Source organism: Paenibacillus sp. DP01, from assembly GCF_044784315.1.
Taxonomy (GTDB): domain Bacteria; phylum Bacillota; class Bacilli; order Paenibacillales; family Paenibacillaceae; genus Paenibacillus; species Paenibacillus polymyxa.
In genome coordinates, this window is the sequence record NZ_CP173059.1 from 2,323,082 (window position 1) to 2,340,028 (window position 16,947).

At 45.6% G+C, this 16,947-nt stretch carries 18 protein-coding genes and 1 other annotated feature; of the genes, 10 read left to right on the top strand and 8 right to left on the bottom strand.

The features are described from left to right. Window positions 1–41: 41 nt before the first annotated feature. The gene (locus ACH59B_RS10545; protein WP_016821016.1) at window positions 42–557 is read right to left on the bottom strand and encodes a molybdenum cofactor biosynthesis protein B; all 516 of its coding nucleotides are present in this window, start codon (window positions 555–557) and stop codon (window positions 42–44) included. A gap of 263 nt (window positions 558–820) precedes the next feature. On the opposite strand from ACH59B_RS10545, the gene ACH59B_RS10550 reads away from it, so the two are divergent. From ACH59B_RS10550 to ACH59B_RS10560, 3 genes are all read left to right on the top strand, one after another. Continuing rightward, on the top strand, window positions 821–1,150 hold the full coding sequence (locus ACH59B_RS10550) for a four-helix bundle copper-binding protein (protein ID WP_016821017.1): 330 nt from the start codon (window positions 821–823) through the stop codon (window positions 1,148–1,150). A gap of 77 nt (window positions 1,151–1,227) precedes the next feature. After that, window positions 1,228–1,486 (top strand) — a binding site (T-box leader). Between the two features lie 60 nt (window positions 1,487–1,546). Further along, window positions 1,547–3,271, top strand: a complete 1,725-nt coding sequence (argS, locus tag ACH59B_RS10555) for an arginine--tRNA ligase (protein WP_404303687.1) — start codon at window positions 1,547–1,549, stop codon at window positions 3,269–3,271. Between the two features lie 276 nt (window positions 3,272–3,547). Beyond that, complete coding sequence (locus ACH59B_RS10560) at window positions 3,548–4,516, top strand: S-layer homology domain-containing protein (RefSeq protein WP_404303689.1); 969 nt, start codon at window positions 3,548–3,550, stop codon at window positions 4,514–4,516. A gap of 113 nt (window positions 4,517–4,629) precedes the next feature. On the opposite strand, the gene ACH59B_RS10565 is transcribed toward ACH59B_RS10560, so the two are convergent. Next, a complete protein-coding gene (locus ACH59B_RS10565) occupies window positions 4,630–6,720 on the bottom strand; it encodes an ABC transporter ATP-binding protein (protein WP_404303691.1) in 2,091 nt (696 codons plus the stop codon). After that, complete coding sequence (locus ACH59B_RS10570) at window positions 6,720–8,477, bottom strand: ABC transporter ATP-binding protein (RefSeq protein WP_025364676.1); 1,758 nt, start codon at window positions 8,475–8,477, stop codon at window positions 6,720–6,722. The genes ACH59B_RS10565 and ACH59B_RS10570 overlap by 1 nt, the downstream gene beginning before the upstream one ends. Window positions 8,478–8,527: 50 nt before the next feature. Between ACH59B_RS10570 and ACH59B_RS10575 the strand changes: the two genes are divergently transcribed. Next, the gene (locus ACH59B_RS10575) at window positions 8,528–8,728 is read left to right on the top strand and encodes a hypothetical protein (protein WP_231124967.1); all 201 of its coding nucleotides are present in this window, start codon (window positions 8,528–8,530) and stop codon (window positions 8,726–8,728) included. A gap of 334 nt (window positions 8,729–9,062) precedes the next feature. Next, window positions 9,063–9,365, top strand: coding sequence for a HesB/YadR/YfhF family protein (locus tag ACH59B_RS10580; protein ID WP_016821022.1), 303 nt, complete (start codon window positions 9,063–9,065; stop codon window positions 9,363–9,365). A 133-nt stretch (window positions 9,366–9,498) separates the two neighbouring features. Here ACH59B_RS10580 and ACH59B_RS10585 read toward each other — a convergent pair whose 3' ends face one another. From ACH59B_RS10585 to ACH59B_RS10595, 3 genes are all read right to left on the bottom strand, one after another. Beyond that, entirely contained in the window at window positions 9,499–10,011 is a 513-nt protein-coding gene (locus ACH59B_RS10585; RefSeq protein WP_013370774.1) for a hypothetical protein, read from the bottom strand. A 139-nt stretch (window positions 10,012–10,150) separates the two neighbouring features. Continuing rightward, window positions 10,151–10,594: a DUF441 domain-containing protein gene (locus ACH59B_RS10590; protein ID WP_013370775.1), complete on the bottom strand. Its 444-nt coding sequence runs from the start codon at window positions 10,592–10,594 to the stop codon at window positions 10,151–10,153. Between the two features lie 22 nt (window positions 10,595–10,616). Then, window positions 10,617–11,588 (bottom strand): YpdA family putative bacillithiol disulfide reductase, encoded by a 972-nt coding sequence (locus tag ACH59B_RS10595; protein ID WP_016821023.1) that lies wholly within the window; start codon window positions 11,586–11,588, stop codon window positions 10,617–10,619. A 260-nt stretch (window positions 11,589–11,848) separates the two neighbouring features. Between ACH59B_RS10595 and ACH59B_RS10600 the strand changes: the two genes are divergently transcribed. The 3 genes from ACH59B_RS10600 to ACH59B_RS10610 all read left to right on the top strand — a co-directional run bounded on the left by ACH59B_RS10600 (window position 11,849) and on the right by ACH59B_RS10610 (window position 14,434). Further along, window positions 11,849–12,445, top strand: a complete 597-nt coding sequence (locus tag ACH59B_RS10600) for a metalloregulator ArsR/SmtB family transcription factor (RefSeq protein WP_013370777.1) — start codon at window positions 11,849–11,851, stop codon at window positions 12,443–12,445. A 470-nt stretch (window positions 12,446–12,915) separates the two neighbouring features. Beyond that, on the top strand, window positions 12,916–14,013 hold the full coding sequence (gene rsgA, locus ACH59B_RS10605; RefSeq protein ID WP_113050532.1) for a ribosome small subunit-dependent GTPase A: 1,098 nt from the start codon (window positions 12,916–12,918) through the stop codon (window positions 14,011–14,013). A gap of 82 nt (window positions 14,014–14,095) precedes the next feature. Beyond that, window positions 14,096–14,434 (top strand): L,D-transpeptidase, encoded by a 339-nt coding sequence (locus tag ACH59B_RS10610; RefSeq protein ID WP_019687026.1) that lies wholly within the window; start codon window positions 14,096–14,098, stop codon window positions 14,432–14,434. 31 nt (window positions 14,435–14,465) lie between these two features. Here the strand turns inward: ACH59B_RS10610 and ACH59B_RS10615 are convergent, their stop codons facing one another. Continuing rightward, entirely contained in the window at window positions 14,466–15,488 is a 1,023-nt protein-coding gene (locus ACH59B_RS10615) for a flagellar motor protein MotB (RefSeq protein ID WP_225164875.1), read from the bottom strand. A 215-nt stretch (window positions 15,489–15,703) separates the two neighbouring features. Between ACH59B_RS10615 and ACH59B_RS10620 the strand changes: the two genes are divergently transcribed. Then, window positions 15,704–15,853, top strand: a complete 150-nt coding sequence (locus ACH59B_RS10620; protein ID WP_016821028.1) for a hypothetical protein — start codon at window positions 15,704–15,706, stop codon at window positions 15,851–15,853. Between the two features lie 127 nt (window positions 15,854–15,980). On the opposite strand, the gene ACH59B_RS10625 is transcribed toward ACH59B_RS10620, so the two are convergent. After that, complete coding sequence (locus tag ACH59B_RS10625) at window positions 15,981–16,220, bottom strand: hypothetical protein (RefSeq protein ID WP_013370782.1); 240 nt, start codon at window positions 16,218–16,220, stop codon at window positions 15,981–15,983. A gap of 389 nt (window positions 16,221–16,609) precedes the next feature. Between ACH59B_RS10625 and ACH59B_RS10630 the strand changes: the two genes are divergently transcribed. Further along, window positions 16,610–16,930 carry a hypothetical protein gene (locus ACH59B_RS10630; RefSeq protein ID WP_013370783.1) on the top strand — a complete coding sequence of 107 codons (321 nt, stop codon included), beginning with the start codon at window positions 16,610–16,612 and terminating at the stop codon, window positions 16,928–16,930. Window positions 16,931–16,947 lie beyond the last annotated feature (17 nt).

Sequence of the window (16,947 nt, forward strand, 5' to 3'; positions counted from 1 at the left end):
TGGGGTGCCTTTTTGTGTCGGCGCATGTGTGGAATAAGAGCTTATTTATAAATTTCTCTCATCACATGTCGCAGTTCAGGGACAATAATGCGTTCCATTGCCAAACGAACGGCTCCGCGGGAGCCAGGCATAGAAAACACAGCTGTCTGGCCCACAGTACCCGCTACAGCCCGGCTTAATATAGCTGCTGATCCAATGTCCTCAGCAAAGCTTAAGTAACGGAAGATTTCACCAAAGCCAGGTAGTTCCTTATCCAGTAAAGAGGAGATGGCTTCATATGTAGTATCACGCGGAGAAATGCCAGTACCACCTGTTAAAAGTACAGCCTCGATGTCCTCATGTGCTGCAGCTTCGGTTACCAACTGTCGGATACCCTCATAGTCGTCTTTGACGATAACATATCGAACAACCTTATACCCATTCGTTTCTAGTAGTTCCTTGAGCAGTCGTCCCCCAGTATCGGTTTCCATGGTTCGTGTATCAGAGACGGTCACGACCATGCAGTTAACCTGCTGGGGAGACTCCCGTCGGTGCTCCTCTACAGATGTTATGTTCATTACAATCTTCACTCCTTGATTCATGGTTAAGCATATTCTTTTTTTACAATAGAGGAATGACCGACTGGATGCAAGTCAGCAACGAGGGATAAAAAGTTATGTGATTAATATCCTTGCGCTTGCACCTTGGAATATAGTACACTTCCTTACATAAGTCGGGATTTTCTGGGTTTATTTTGTTGAAAGCGCGAACATCAATTGATTAATTTCAAGGCTCAGCGGGTAATAGTACAGCAGGATCAACAACTGGGAGGTAATGTATTATGAATCATTCATACCAAAAATGCGTGGATGCTTGCCTGGAATGTATGAACGCTTGCAATGTATGCTATGTAGCAAGTTTGAAGGAATATGATTTAGCTATGCTGCGTGAATGTATTCGAGTGAGTAGGGAATGCGCAGAGATATGTGGGTTTGCTGCTCAAATGTTGCAGCGCGGAACGGATTTTGCCGAGGAAATCTGTGAGCTATGCGCCAAAGCCTGTGAGGTATGTGCTGCTGAATGCAGCAAGCATTCCCATAATCATTGCAAACATTGTGCAGAGGCCTGCCGTCATTGTGTTGAGGCTTGTCGCCAATTGGTGGCAGTGTAATTACATATACAGAACTAGTCCCTGAAGAGGGAATAAAAGGTTGCTTTCTACTAAATAGGTTTGTATAATGGTGGGAATTAACGTCAAGGAACGGGAGAGTAGCAACGGAACCGTATCATTACAGCGAGCCGGAAGAGGTGGAAGCCGGTATGAAATCCGATGTGAAGCGCACCCGGGAGACGGTTGATCCAACGATAAGAACTTCTAGTAGATCAACCCGGCTGACACCGTTATTTGTCAATGGAGTGAAATCGCGATTTGTGTAAGCTAGCTTTATCCACACAACCGATTTACAAAGAGTGGTACCGCGGGGATATCGAAGTTCTCGTCTCTTGATTATATCAAGAGGCGAGGGCTTTTTTTTGTTAGATCCTATAAAAAGAAGGAGAGAGGAACATGTTGTTGATGATTGCTACCCAAGCTATTTTAGCTCATACGGGCTTGGAGGAGAAAGAAGTTTTATCTTTATTCGAGGTGCCTCCGCAGCCTGAATGGGGAGATGTGGCGTTTCCCTGTTTTGTGCTGGCTAAGAAATTTCGAAAGTCTCCACAGCATATTGCAATGGAATTGGCAGAGCTAGTAAGCCATGAAGCGGGTCTAACCGCTACAGCATCGGGTGCCTATGTAAATATTACATTGGATCGATCTGTTCATATTCCACCGATGCTAGCTGAATTGAGCAAGACTGAGTTTCTCAAGCCCAATATTGGGCATGGACAGCGAGTAGTAATTGATATGTCCTCGCCCAATATTGCCAAACCATTTGGTATCGGTCATCTTCGCTCTACTGTTATCGGTGCCGCCTTGTATCGCATACTTGGTGAAACCGGATATGTACCGATTAGTGTGAATCATCTAGGGGATTGGGGAACACAATTTGGCAAGCAAATTGCGGCCTATAAAAGATGGGGTAATGAAGAGCAGCTACAACAGGATCCGATCGGGGAATCATTGAAGCTATATGTCCGTTTTCATCAGGAGGCTGAGCATGACCCGTCTTTGGAGGATGAAGGCCGCGAGTGGTTCCGACGTTTGGAGCACGGGGATACTGAGGCTCAACAACTATGGGAGTTTTTTGTTGAAGTCAGTCTGGGTGAATTTGATCGTATGTACCAACGCCTTAACATTTCGTTTGACCATGTGTTGGGGGAAAGCTTTTACAATGATAAAATGCAGGCAGTTGTTGCCCAATTAAGAGCAAAAGGATTGCTGGAGGAAAGTGATGGAGCCCTTGTGGTTCGTCTGGAAGACGAGCAGCTGCCGCCGTGTCTTATTTTGAAGAAGGATGGGACTACCATTTATCCCACCCGTGATCTGGCAACAGCGATTTATCGTCATGAAGTGATGAAGGCTGATCGGCTGCTGTATGTCGTTGGCGGGGAACAGAAGTTACATTTCCAACAGGTATTTGCGGTGCTCAAGCATGCAGGGGAGGCATGGGCAGAGCAATGTGAGCATGTACCGTTTGGTTTAATGCGGTTTGCAGGCAAAAAAATGTCCACAAGACGCGGCAAGGTGGTGAAACTGGAGGAAGTGCTGGATGAAGCTGTAGCGCGTGCTCAAGCCATTATTACGGAGAAGAATCCCAATTTGCTGGAACAAGAGGCAATAGCTGAAGACGTCGGCATCGGCGCAATTATTTTTGGCGATTTAAAAAATAACCGTCTGAATGAAGTGGATTTTTCGTTGGAGGAGGCATTGACCTTCGAAGGTGAGACTGGCCCTTATGTTCAGTATACCCATGCGCGTATACGCAGCCTTCTGGAGAAAGCTCGCGCTCGCGCTGAGGTTGATTCTAATTCCAGTGACAACGTCCTTGGTCAAGAAGGGCATTCTCCTGATTTGAATATCGTTTCGGATGAAATGCTGGGTGACGCAGGTTGGGCCTTGCTTAAGCAGTTGGACCGTTATCACGGGCAGCTGATACGTGCTGCTCAGCAACTGGAACCTTCGGTTATTGTTAGATTTGCATTGGATACAGCACAGGCGTTCAACCGTTTTTACGCTAAGGAAAGGATTGTCGATGGTGGACAGTGGCGCATTCAGTTGGCGGAACAGACTGCAGATATGCTGGCAAGTACACTGCGACTTCTTGGACTGAAAGCCCCTAACCAGATGTAAGCTACCACAAGTGGGTATTTTTGTTAGGTACACTGCTGCTTTTGCTAGCTAAAATTACTGCAAATCAGCTCTTTTCTCTAAAAGGCGCTGCAAAAGGAAAACTATCATAGGCACTTTTGGGTTTGTGTGGAGATGATGAGCAGAAAAGAGCAAGACGGGTTACACTAATCGCAGGGTATTCCATTGTTTTGCAACCAATTTGTGCATATTTGAAACATTTGATGGTTTTATTGCGTCCATAAGTATAGAAGCAAAGTAAACATGGAGGTGTATCTCATGATCAAAAATAAAAGCGTGGCAGCTGCGCTGCTTGTCGTCTGTTCATTGGCTGTGGCTACGTCGGCTTCTGCCTTTCGTGATATAAAGGGAGCTGAGCAGGAGAAGATCGTAAGTTCACTTCAGAACAAAGGAATTATTCAAGGGATAACCAAGGATAAGTTTGCACCGGATCAAACGCTCACGTATGCACAAGGAGTACACTTGGTTGTTCGGGCGATGGATCTTCAGGTTATGCCTGATTTTACAACGGGCTCCTTTGCAAACATTCCGGCTTCCGCATGGTATGCCGATTCCTATCGGATTGCAGTCCAGCACCAAATCCCTCTATCACCGGATATTGATCCAAGCACCCGCATGACTAGGGAGCAATTCGCGAATATTCTGTATAAAGCAGTGAGTGCAACGGGGGAATATCCAACGGTCCGTATGCTTATTAACGTAGCAGATGGCAAAAAATTAGACCAAGAGTCGAACGAAGCAGTTCAATTTCTTTTGTTGACCAAAATTGCAACATTGGATGAAAAGAGTAACTTTAACCCGGATCGTAAAGTAACGCGGATGGAGGCAGCAGAAATGGTCTATCATGCATCCGAGTTTGTACAAAATCATAAACCGGTGCAAGCCACTCCGGAAAATCCAGCTGAGCCTGTAGACCCGGCTCAACAAACCAATATTAGTATGAGCATAGAGAAGGCGAATGACCAGCAGAACAAAGTGGCCATCACTCGTCTGCAGGCACCTAATCCGGGTTATGGCATTGAAGTGGATCACATCGACTACGTAGATGAAACGAATGCAGTCATTTACTACAAGCTGACGAGTCCAAAACCGGGTGAAATGAACATTCAAGTCATTACGGATACCCATACCAGTACATTGGTAGACAGTAAGTATAAGGTTACGCTCAAAGCAGTCGATGGAACCGTGCTTCCGCCTACCGGAACAGGCACATCTGTGGCTAAATAAAAAGATAAGCCATATGTCATTTATAAAATAAAGCCAGCGAGTTCCCAATATGAATGGAGACCGCTGGCTTTTCATGCTAAATATTAATTTTTAGCCCCAGGCTCTAGCATTATTTAAGCTTTAAATGCGACTTTACCTGTAAGCAAGTCATTTTGCGCAGAAGGTGTAGCTGAGGAAGACGCAGATTCTGCTGCAACCGTTCCTGACTGAAGCTGATACATTTGGAAGTAACGTCCACCCTGGGCCATAAGCTCGTCATGGCTACCCCGTTCAACAATTTCACCCCGATGCAGCACCAAAATTTGGTCTGCACTACGAATGGTGGACAAACGGTGGGCAATGATAAAGGTCGTACGTCCCTTTTTGAGCACTTCAAGAGCAGATTGGATGAGCGCTTCCGTTTCGGTATCAATATTGGCGGTAGCTTCATCCAGAATTAAAATGGCCGGATCAAAGGCTAACGCGCGAGCGAAAGAAATAAGCTGACGTTGCCCGGCGGATAAGGTGCTGCCTTTTTCAATAACAGGCTCATCAAATCCTTGGGGCAAATGGGCTAGCAGTTTGTCGGCTCCAACGTCATTCAGCGCTTTATTCACCTGCTCTCTCGTAATTCTACTATCTCCGAGACTGACATTAGAGGCTACCGTACCTGTGAACAAATATGGGTCTTGAAGCACAATACCCATATGATGGCGAAGCCATTGCTTAGGAATACTTTTGACAGGCGTTCCGTCAATGGTGATCGTTCCTTTTTGCGGATCATAGAACCGGAATAGCAGGTTGATAATCGAGCTCTTACCTGATCCGGTATGCCCGACAAGAGCAACCGTTTGGCCGGGCTGTGCTGTAAAGGAAATATGCTTAAGCACATCATCCTTTTTGTAGGCAAAGGAAACATCATTAAATTCTACCTGGCCTTTGTAACGCGGCATCGTACCATCTGTCACCGGCTCTCCAGTTTCGTCCATCAATTCAAATACGCGTCCTGAGGATACGATGGAAGTATCCAGTACGGCGAGCTGGTTGACCATCCCCGTTATAGGTTGGAACAATCGACCCAGCACATCGACGAAGGCATACAATACCCCTAGTGATATCGCACTACCTGTAGTGCCAAGCGCCGCAGATCCAAAATACCACAGCACGACAGCGAAGGCGAGGTTTCTCAACACGTTGACCAAATTGTGCGAAGTAAAAGCGTTCAAATTCAGCATTTTATTCTGATGCTTCATATAGTCATCATTTAACTCTTCAAACTCTTGCTGTGTTTGTTTCTGATGCCTGAATACACGAATAATGGACATCCCCTGAATGGATTCATTAATAATCGCATTAATCTCGCTGAGCCTGGATCGGATGATCGTGTTATAGCGGGTTGCAACCTTGCGGTACAATACAATCCATAAGATCAGCAACGGTACAATAAATAGAGAGATAAGACCCAGTCTGAAATCCAGTAGAAAGAGTGCCACATATACCCCTGCCATCGTTACAATCCCTGAAGTGAAGTTTGAGAGTACAGCCACAAACAAATCTTTGACTGCCTCCGTGTCATTCGTAACACGGGATACGACCTTGCCTGCGGGTAAGTTATCAAAAAAGTAAACTGGCAAGCGCTGAATGTGTGCATAGAGATCAAGCCGAAGCTTCTGAATGACTTTGTTCGCCGAGGATTGCAGCCAGTATGTTTTGCCGAACTCGGCAAAAATCGAAACGACTAAAAAGAAGCAATACCACCCAATCAGCTGAAAAATGCCGGGCATTTCCGGTTTGTAAAAGCTATACAGTTCATCAGCCGTTAGAGCCTTAGCTTTATAACGAAAGGTGTCGGAGCCGCGTGTCACGGTCAGCGTACCGTTCGTAAAGGATCGGTTACCATCCGCTACCTGGACGGAACCATCGACAAATACAAAAGATCTGCCGACTTGTAAAATCCTCGCTTCGCGCCCTTTGGTCTCCCCGGCCTCAAAGCGATCTTCACGTTTAAAATGGGTTCCAGCATAACTTATAGTGCCGTCCACACTAGTCGTTTCATAAAATGGTTTTTCAATAGCGAGCATGTGGTCGTCAATCATCGTTTTGGCGATGAAGGGACCGGCCAGCTCAGCGGCTACTCCAATAGCCAGGGCGATGAGAGCGGCAATAAAACCCGCTTTGCTCGTCAGTGCATACTGGAACAGCCTTTTGCCGATATTGGGTTTCATTAGGATACCTCCCCTGAGGTCAGATCAGATTCCACTTGTTGCCGTTCATATTGTTGTCGGTACCATCCGTCAGCTTGAAGCAGCTCATTGTGGGTTCCTTCCTCAATAATACGTCCTTGCTCCAGCACGACGATCCGATCTGCATGCTCTACAGCCGATAGACGGTGAGTGGAGATCAAGGTTGTTTTACCCGAGCGTTTATGACGGATATTGTCAATAATACGTGCTTCCGTGCGGGCATCTACTGCTGATAGTGCATCGTCGAGTACTAGAATATCCGGATCACCGATAAAGGCGCGCGCAAGCGAAACGCGCTGCTTCTGACCGCCGGACAGGGCGATGCCTTTTTCTCCGACGAGTGTATCCAGCCCATCGGACAGGGTTCCCAGATCCTGATCAAAGGCGGCCGTACGAATCGCTTCCATGATGTAATCATCATCGGCCCCAGGCTTTCCGAACTGAATGTTCTCGCGAACCGATTTGGAGAACAAAATTTGTTCTTGCGGCACGTAGCCAATCCAGCTGTGTAATTGTTCCGCTGCAATGTCCTCCAGCCGAGTGCCGGAGATTAAAATATCACCACTGCCAGTCGGATATTCATGCAATAGCTGTTTGAGCAAAGTGGATTTTCCACTGCCTGTTCGACCGACGACACCTAGTGTTTCTCCACGTTTGAGCTCCAGATTAACATGTGACAGATTGTCAACCGTGGAGGTAGGATAACGAAAAGTCACGTCTTTCATAGTGATGGATTCGGGATGATCCACTGGAACAGGTTGGGCTACATCCTGAACGTCTGGCTGGACATCGAGAGTTTCATTGACCCGGTCCAGGGAAGCGCTACCGCGCTGCATAATGTTAATCAGTTCGCCAATGGCAAACATCGGCCAAATCATCATTCCTAGATACATGTTAAAAGATACCAGTTCGCCTAGCGTGATATCGTTATGAAATACCAGATAAATACCATACCCGAGTCCGATAACGTAACTAAGTCCTACACATAAACGGATTGTTGGTTCAAAGAGAGCATCCATTCGGGCCACTGCCAAGTTTTTACGAAACACATCCTCAGTAATATCGGCAAAACGTTTTTCGTCCATTCGTTCTTGCACATAAGCCCGAATGACACGGATACCAGCCACCGACTCCAGCACCTGGTCGTTCATATCGCCAAATGCATCTTGTGCTAGTGTGTAACGCTCATGTACGGCTTTACCGTAAATACTCATGGCCAGCGCAATAAAAGGAAGGGGCAGAATGGCCGCCAGTGTTAGCTTCCAGCTAATCAGGGTGCCCATGGCAACCAATACAACGGTAAGGTAGACAGTGGAGTCCGTTAATGTCAACATACCGAAGCCTGCTGTACTTGCGACAGATCGAAGATCGTTCGTGGCACGAGCCATCAGATCGCCTGTACGATTGCGTTCAAAAAATGGAGGGGTCATTCGCAGCAGATGATTCATAAAACGTGTGCGCAATAGGCGCTCCACCAGATTAGCACCACCAAACAGCTTGTGCATCCATATGTACGTAATGTAGTAGATGACGGCAAGAATGCCTATGATGTACAAAATATAACGCCAAAGCGAGGACCAGGAAATCGAACCGCGTACAATCTCATCAATGGCGCTGCCTAGCAGCCGAGGTGGAGCAAGCTCCAAAACGCCAACCGCAATCAGCAAAAACAATCCAATGGCGTATCGGCTTCGTTCTCTCTTAAAAAACCAGCCTAAATTTTTGAGTACTGAGAACAAGAGGAATCCCATCCTTTCATGTCAAGTTCATTCGAGAGTTGTGTACCATTTTGAAGAAACAACAGCGGCTTGTTGCCACAAGTACGATTCGGCAACAGGCGCAAAAAAGGCATACCGTCCGCAGACGATATGCCTTAAATCTCAATATCATATGGCGCGCAGGTATTTTCAGCACACTCACCACTGAAAAACTGCTCAAACGCAGGCAGCCACTCGTATTAAACCATACAACAGAAATGGCCCAATTCTAAAGAATGCGACAGGGGAGATGCTCCGGTATGAAGTTGTTTTGTTTGTAGATGTGGGTGAAATACAATCATAAATTTTAGCACCGGAAACACTCCTTTCTTCCTCAAAATGGGGTTATTCTTACATGAGTTATCGTTCAAATTGGTAATAAATTTCAAAATGGATCTCGTATGGTTGAATCTTAACACCCTTTTTTACGAATTGTCAAACCTTTTTCAAAAAAATGTATATGACTTGTCCAGGAAGCCGCATGGGGAGAGACGGTTGGTCGTTATTCCAAAAGATGCTATGATATAGTTAACAGGACGTCATTGTACAAGGAGATGAGCATAACGCATGAGCATACAGGTAACTGAACCTGCGGCACAGTGGTACATTAAGGAGCTCGGTTTGAATCGTGGAGATTCCATCCGTTTTTTTGTTCGCTATAGCTCCGGCGGTGGGTTGCATCCAGGCTTTTCTCTGGGAATTGCCGTAGAGCCTCCGCAGCACCCTGCATTACAGCATGAAGCGGCTGGCATTACGTTTTATATGGAGGACCAGGATTACTGGTATCTGAAGGGCCATCATCTGGAAGTTAAGTATTTGGAGGAACATGACGACATTATTTACACCTATGAAAAGGATGAACAAGCTTAATGCCTCCACGTTAAAAATAGCATGCTAGTAATGGTTTATGGACATGAAAAGCGGCGGAGTATCGTGTGGCAGGGGATGAACCTGCACATGATACTCCGCCGCTTTATTGTGGTTAGGGCAGGATGCCGTATTGTTAAGGGTTGTTAAACATCGGACCATCGACTGCAAAATCAAAATCATCAATATCGTACACATGTACAGGTACGGAAGCTTCGATAATGCGGTGAATCCAGTCCAGTTGATCAGTCAGGATGGGTAATGCTTCACGCTGAGCTGTCAACACCAGTTCGGTTTCAATCGGATCAAAATATTCTCCGTAATGCGCCGTATCAACAGCATTAATGACAATGAGTGATGTATTGGCATCGAATAGGATTGGCAAGCTTTTCGCCCAAGGCATCTGAAGGGCACGCCGAATTTTTTTCTGATTCAACGGTTCTTCAAAATAACTGATCAGCTCACTTACTTTTCGCTTCACATGTTGATCGTCCATAGGGTTATCCATGAGAGGCTCTGTACTGTCCTGGAATTCGTACAGCTCTAGCAGTGATGTGTAAGGCACTATATATTCCACAGGGGCGGGAGATGTAAGCAGCTGGCCATATATAGCCACCATTACAGCTTCCGTTACAAATTGTCGAGACATCGGTCAAGCCTCCTGCATTTACCAAATTATGCGATTTGAGTATAACACAAAGCGGGACTGAATTCAGCCAGATATGCAGATTGCCATCATTCATTTGTATATTTGTTGAACGGCTCTTTTCAATCCTGTGTCTAGAAATTTAGGAGCGACCGATTAATAAGGAGAGCAGCCCGGCAGCAATCAGAGGTCCAACAGGAACCCCTTTAAAGAAGGCAACGCCAATGACGGTCCCGATCAGTAGACCTGTCACAATAATAGGCTGTCCGGACATCAAAGTTACTCCGCGGCCGCCAAGGTAGGCTACCAGAATTCCGATACCAATCGCGAGCAGGGACTTCCAGTGCAGGAAGGACTCTGTCACCTGATTGATGCTGATTTTACCGCTGGCTAGCGGGGTCATGACCCCAATCGTCAAAATAATAATTCCGATCGTCAAGCCATACTTTTCAAGCCAGGGGAAAGCAGTATGAAAGCTGGTTACCCGCAGCAGTAGTAGTACTACCATAGCAATCGTCACGGTTGAGTTGCCACTGATAATTCCAAGGCCAGCCAGTACCAGTAGGATAAGTGAGCTGTAATCCATTCAGTTGTTCTCCTTCGATCGTTTAACTTTGGATATGTTCGGCGATTTGACGCCCGTGCCAGCGACCTGTTTCGATAAACACTTCATTGGCATTGCTGCCTGAAGCGATAACTCCGGCGACATATATACCTGGGATGTTAGTTTCCATCGTGGCAGGATTAAATTCGGGTTTGTCCAGATCTTCAGCCATGTGGACGCCGACAGACTCCAGTAGTTTTCGCTCTGGGTGAAATCCAGTCAGTGCCAGTACAAAATCATTTTCGAGCTGGAATGCTTCTGTGTTCATCGGAGTGACGATGACATGGTCTGGATGAATTTCAGTAATGCGTGCGCCTAAGTGCAGCGTGATCTTCCCTTTTTGTACCATACTGTCGAACAATGGACGAACCCACGGTTTGATATATGGAGACAACTCATTACGACGATAAACCATATCAATCGTAGCCCCGACCCGCACCAATTCCATTGCAGCATCTACCGCAGAGTTACTACCGCCGATGACTGCGACCCGGGTTCCTGTATAGGGGTGGGCTTCGCTGAAATAGTGAGTGACTTTATCCAATTGTTCCCCGGGAATGCCCAGATAGTTCGGATGATCAAAATATCCCGTAGCCACGACGACATAGCGTGAAGAATAGCTCTTGGTTATTTCCCGTTTGCTTAGAGTATGTACGGTAAATGTACCGTCTTCCTGCCGCTGAATGGATTGAGCTTCCTCATAATGCTGAATGTCCAGGTTATAATGTGAGGCTACTTTGCGATAGTACGCAAGTGCTTCATGACGAAAAGGCTTGTCATTGGGAGTGCTGAACGGAACATCACCGATTTCCAATAGTTCGGCGGTGCTAAAAAACTGCATATTTGTTGGATACAGAAAAATGGAGTGAACGATGTTGCTTTTTTCAATAATGATCGTACGCAAACCTCTGCGGCTGCATTCGATTGCAGCGGATAGTCCGCAAGGTCCGCCACCGATAATGATTACGTCGTGCATTTGGATGAACCTCCAGTTGTATTAGTTTATTTCGTCAAACGGATCTCAGAATTGATGCAAATAGCTCAGTGTGTGAGAAGTTTTCAAATAATAATCCTACCGTAATGTGTGCACAATATCCAGCCGTTTTCAGAAAGAGATGATGGAAGAGAGAATTGACAGAAACATTTGACAAACATATAATTAGATAATTATCTATTTAGGTTAAGCGAATTTGCTTGCATAGGAAATCTGTAGTAGTGAAAAGAGGTGCAGTTACGGTGCAACTAGATAAAATGGTCAATTATCATAAAGCACTTGCGGACCCAACGCGTATGCGAATATTACTCCTTTTATCCCGTGGTGAGATGCATGGTCAAGCTTTGGCGAAAAAGCTAAATCTGTCACAGCCTACGGTTACGCATCATGCTTCCAAACTCCGAGAGGTCGGGTTGATTAAGGAACGCCGTGATAAAAACACAGTGTATTTTACACTGAACCCAGAGCTGATTCGGCAGCATGCCGAGGCGACAGTGCGTTTTATTTTTGAAAAAGGAGAGGAAGAGGAAGATATGTCTGAATTGAATGAAACGCTGGAAGCAACGGTTTTACGCAATTTTTTTGCCAAGGACGGCAAGTTGCGTCAAATTCCTGCCCAGTATAAGAAAAAATTGATCGTACTACAGATGCTCGCCGAAAAACTGGAGCCAGGACGCATCTATCCTGAACGTGAACTAAACGAGTGGATCAAGCAATACCATGAGGATTTTGCGACGATTCGGCGTGAACTGATCATGCATCAGTTTATGTACAGGGAGCGAGAAATGTACGAATTGAACCCGCGTGAAATGTGGACACGATGGGATCAGGTACGTTAAACAAAACTTGAAATAGTTTAAAATGTTTAGAATCAGCCTTGACAGACAATTGATGGACTTGTATGATAAAGGAAATTTTAGGAGGAGGCGATGTTATATGCGTACGAACATGAGTGAATGGGTTCAGCAGCAGAATGACTTGTCTCCCGCACGGACGATGCACGGCTAAAGACTGTTAGATCTATAGTCTTAGCTCAGCAGTTGGTTGGACAGTAGAACCAACGAAATCCGCAGGGAGTGATTCCCTGCGGTTTTTTTTATGGTCAAGTGTTTTGTTATCCGGTTGTTGGTTTCGAAAGTAGTCCGTGTAAGACTGCTTGCATAAGTGAACGAACGGATCACATCGCTTGAGCTGTATACATTCCGCAGGGGTTTCCCTGCGGATTTTTTGCGTTGTTTGCTTGCGGAGAGAAAAGTACACCTATTGAGTAACACCAAAAAAAATTAAACATGATCTCAGGAGGAAAATAATGAGTATACATGAATACGGTTGGTCTGATTACTGGAACGGTTTGTGGGACCAATGGAAGCAAAACTATGAGGAACGAGCAGGAAACACGCAGATACGCCCTGCCCGCTTGATTGCCGATTATGGACAAAAGGTGAAGCTTATTACGATGGATGGGGAACGCTGGGGAGCCGCTTCAGGTAAGCTAAGACATGCTATTGTTGACCCGGCGGAAATGCCGGCTGTAGGGGATTGGGTGGCCATCACCACGTCGGACGAAGTATCGGATGCAGTAATCCATGCTGTCTTGCCACGCAAAAGCCAAATATCTAGACAGGCCGCAGGCTTTGAGACGAAGGAGCAACTGATCGCGACCAATGTAGATACGCTTTTCCTTGTTAATGCGCTGAATCATGATTTTAATATGCGCAGATTAGAACGGTACTTAATCATGGCCTGGAATAGCGGAGTAAACCCGGTTGTCGTGTTGAGTAAGAGTGACCTTTGTGAAGATGTCGAACAGCGGGTTGCAGAAGCGGAAGGAGTTGCTCCTGGAGTACCCGTTATCGTAATTTCTGCTTTGCAGAACGAAGGCAGAGAGCAGCTGGAGGCGTTCCTTGAGCCTGGGTGTACGGTTGCTTTAACTGGCTCTTCCGGTAGTGGCAAATCCACAATAGTGAACTGGCTATCCGGGGCTGAAGTTCAACTGACACAGGATGTGAGGGAGGAAGACAGCCGAGGCAGGCATACAACCACACACCGACAGCTTTTTCCCATTGCAAAGCAAGCCGTTCTACTCGATACACCCGGTATGCGCGAGCTTAATCTATGGGATGATTCCACGGGTGTAGCTCATACCTTTGCTGATATTATGGAAACAGCTCAGCAATGCCGTTTTGCCGATTGCAAGCATAAGGGAGAAGCTGGATGTGCGGTGGAGGAAGCTATCCAAAGAGGGGAATTATCTGAATCCAGAGTGAACAATTATCGCAAGATGCAGCGGGAACTGGAATATCAGGCACGCAAGGAAGCAGACCGACGTAGAAAAGATAGCCGTCCAAGTACAACTCCGGGCCGCAGGGATCAGCGAGGTGGTTGGCGACGTGATGTGGAGTGGTAAGGCGAGCTGTCATGAAACATCATTTGTAGAAATTTAAGAAAATCTATGTGGTAGTCGGCATATGGTGTAGAGGGGTGAACATATGCCGAACTACAGTATTGTGGTGGATTTATCGGATCGTCGTCTATATTTAAAAGATGGAAGTCAGATCGTTCTTAGTTATCCAGTCGGTATTGGGAAGGTGGCTACACAAACACCGCATGGGCAATTTACGATTATTAACAAACAGCCCAATCCGGGCGGTCCTTTCGGAGCGTTCTGGATGGGGCTGTCCAAGCCGCATTATGGCATTCACGGCACCAATGAGCCATGGTCCATTGGCAAGTTGGTGTCACATGGCTGCATTCGAATGCATAATAAGGATGTACTGGAGCTTCAAGAGAAGGTAAGTATAGGGACGCCGGTCACGATACAGCCATAACAGCTAGATGATATAGGATTCCTTTGGCTGCCTAGTACGATTTGGGTTGAATTTGGACACGGGCTTCAATCCGTTTGGAGCCCTTTTTGTCGTCTGCGGATTTAACTAATGATCCCGCAAGACGCTCTCCTTTTGTACCGTAAGCCTGTTTGGCGTTGATCCACATATCTTCGTTCGGCTCGAAACTTATGACCAGGGTGTAGCGGTTAGCAAGGCTCGGCTTTTTGACCCTCATGCTGAAGGAACCATCAGGCATGACCTTGGTTTGATCATCGTAGCCAAACTGCCATCGTCCCGGAAAATCAATTGTGAGCTTGACGTCCGAACCCTCGAACAAATTGCTGCGCGCATATACGTGATAATAATTTCCTTTTTGCCTCACATCGGGCTTAATCCACACTTGAGGATTACCGTAGTCCTTTGGTTTGTTCCAGACAGGCTTAATTAGAGGGACATGGCGGTCTTGTTCAGGATCAAACTCAGCACCTATCCGAATTTCTTGCAAAAGTTGTTCGTTTTCTTCGTATTGATATACATAAGGGCCTTCTAATTTGTTGCCACCACTACCATACAGATTTCGTATTTCTTTGTCTTGGTCATCTGGACGGAACAGAACAGTCAGATCCATACTGCCCTGTATACCAGGTCGGTGCACTTGGAGTACAAAACTTCCGTCCTTTTGAATAGTTGTCTCGTCCGTGTATCCGGTTAACAGAGAGTTTTTGACCGCAAGATTCCCCTTGATCCGTGCTCCAGCTGGCAGATTGGAGTATCCTTTAACCTTCACTGTATTTTTATCAATACTTACGTCACCTGATATCTCGACATAGCTGCTGCCTTGCTTATGGACAGGTGCATCGTTGGCGGCTCGTTCATCAAGGGATGAAGCAGCTTGGTTCGGATTACCTGTCACGGTATAGGCACGTGCTTCAGCTTCGTGTTGAGCCATACTTCGAGTTGAGGCTTTCTCCCTGCTGCATGCAGCCAGCATAGTTAGGATGAAGAACATACATAAAAGGTTCCAGCTTATTTTGGTCATTATGTGCTTACTCATGGTTTTTGCTCGCTCCTTGTCCGTAGCTCCCAGGCTAAACTGATAAAACTTTCGAAACTTTATGTATTTACCCTATTTAAAGGGTATGTAATCCCGCCTGCTTTATCCTAGTCAAATCGTACGTGTTTAAACAACAGGTGGAATGGTTAAAAATGGATAGCCGGATCATCCCCTTGAAAAGCAGGGGCAGCTTGCTGTAAAGGAGCCTGAGTCATATGTCCATTGACCGTTTTATCTTAAAAAAGCTGGACAACTGCCGGGAAGAACATACACGCGCTAATTTACTAGAACTGTTTAGAATACGAATTGAGAAGGCGCAGAAAAAGGAACGAGGCGGTAAAAAAGGTTATCGCAGAATACTATAAATAGAGTCTGATCAAATGCATAGGCTGCGGTAAGTCACATGTAGCATGTTTCATAACCGCTGATATGGAGAGGGTGCTGAAATGCCCCTCTCTTTTTGTGTCTAATGCAAACAAAAAAAAGTCCCTCTTAATAGAGGGACAATGCCAATGAATCATTTTCACTAACGCTATGCAGGATGGCTTCACAACCGACAATCTCTATACTGATCAAAGAGTTAAGACATTTTTGAAGGGCACGCTTGCCACTGGAGATTTTGTTCTCCAAAGTATTACTTAGAAGTTTTAAGGTTTTTTGTACCGGTTGCTTATTTTCTTGATTGAAGTATACGGGAATACGTTTGTTTTGAAATGTAATTAATGTTCTCACAAAAATCACCTCACCTGAGTTATTTCATGGCTTTATTGTAGTGCCCGTTTCTTAAAATTACCTTAAAAACACCTTATAAAAACATAAAGGTCTGAAAAATTTACAAAGTGTTCACAACAATTTGGGTAACAATCGAATTTAGTTCTACCTAATCGACAAAATGACGTAAGCACGCAAATGAAATTTGTAAATCCCTATTTTTGATTCATATGACTCTACTATTAATTTTAAGCATGACTATAGTCACCGTTTTATTTTGAGTGTGGGTATTTTGTAACAAATTGACAGTCTAATAGGCGGATGCTACAGTTACGATAGCCATATTTCCGTAGAAATAGGCTTTTTGCGTGAGTATTGCTGTATAAATTAAGGATCGGGAGGGATGACAGATGATCCTGACCGTGCTTTCAGGACGACAGGAAACAGAGTGGTTTGATATTGAGGTGGCAGATGAATACTCGGTAGAACATTTAAAATTGATGCTGGGTGTGCGTATTTTTGGTGAGCCTCCGGCTGAAGGCATGCAATATATTATGGAAGCAAAGTTCCCGGAAGGGCTTTGGTTCAGAGTGGAGGATAACCAGCTACTCACAGGAGCAGGCTTACGGGAAGGCTGCACCGTGCGCATTCAGCGAGCTTTTTCGACAACTCAGGACGAGGCGCCTGTATATGGAAGGCGTTCTTTGTTTCAAACTGAAAAAAATGGGTAAATACACACATGAAATAA

Coding starts and splice junctions, on each gene's coding strand:
- ACH59B_RS10580 (WP_016821022.1), top strand. CDS start 9,063: ATGAGCATACAGGTAACTGAACCTGCGGCACAGTGGTACATTAAGGAG.
- ACH59B_RS10610 (WP_019687026.1), top strand. CDS start 14,096: ATGCCGAACTACAGTATTGTGGTGGATTTATCGGATCGTCGTCTATAT.
- ACH59B_RS10630 (WP_013370783.1), top strand. CDS start 16,610: ATGATCCTGACCGTGCTTTCAGGACGACAGGAAACAGAGTGGTTTGAT.
- ACH59B_RS10590 (WP_013370775.1), bottom strand. CDS start 10,594: ATGGATTACAGCTCACTTATCCTACTGGTACTGGCTGGCCTTGGAATT.
- ACH59B_RS10615 (WP_225164875.1), bottom strand. CDS start 15,488: ATGAGTAAGCACATAATGACCAAAATAAGCTGGAACCTTTTATGTATG.
- argS (WP_404303687.1), top strand. CDS start 1,547: ATGTTGTTGATGATTGCTACCCAAGCTATTTTAGCTCATACGGGCTTG.
- ACH59B_RS10595 (WP_016821023.1), bottom strand. CDS start 11,588: ATGCACGACGTAATCATTATCGGTGGCGGACCTTGCGGACTATCCGCT.
- ACH59B_RS10545 (WP_016821016.1), bottom strand. CDS start 557: ATGAACATAACATCTGTAGAGGAGCACCGACGGGAGTCTCCCCAGCAG.
- rsgA (WP_113050532.1), top strand. CDS start 12,916: ATGAGTATACATGAATACGGTTGGTCTGATTACTGGAACGGTTTGTGG.
- ACH59B_RS10560 (WP_404303689.1), top strand. CDS start 3,548: ATGATCAAAAATAAAAGCGTGGCAGCTGCGCTGCTTGTCGTCTGTTCA.
- ACH59B_RS10585 (WP_013370774.1), bottom strand. CDS start 10,011: ATGTCTCGACAATTTGTAACGGAAGCTGTAATGGTGGCTATATATGGC.
- ACH59B_RS10550 (WP_016821017.1), top strand. CDS start 821: ATGAATCATTCATACCAAAAATGCGTGGATGCTTGCCTGGAATGTATG.
- ACH59B_RS10620 (WP_016821028.1), top strand. CDS start 15,704: ATGTCCATTGACCGTTTTATCTTAAAAAAGCTGGACAACTGCCGGGAA.
- ACH59B_RS10565 (WP_404303691.1), bottom strand. CDS start 6,720: ATGAAACCCAATATCGGCAAAAGGCTGTTCCAGTATGCACTGACGAGC.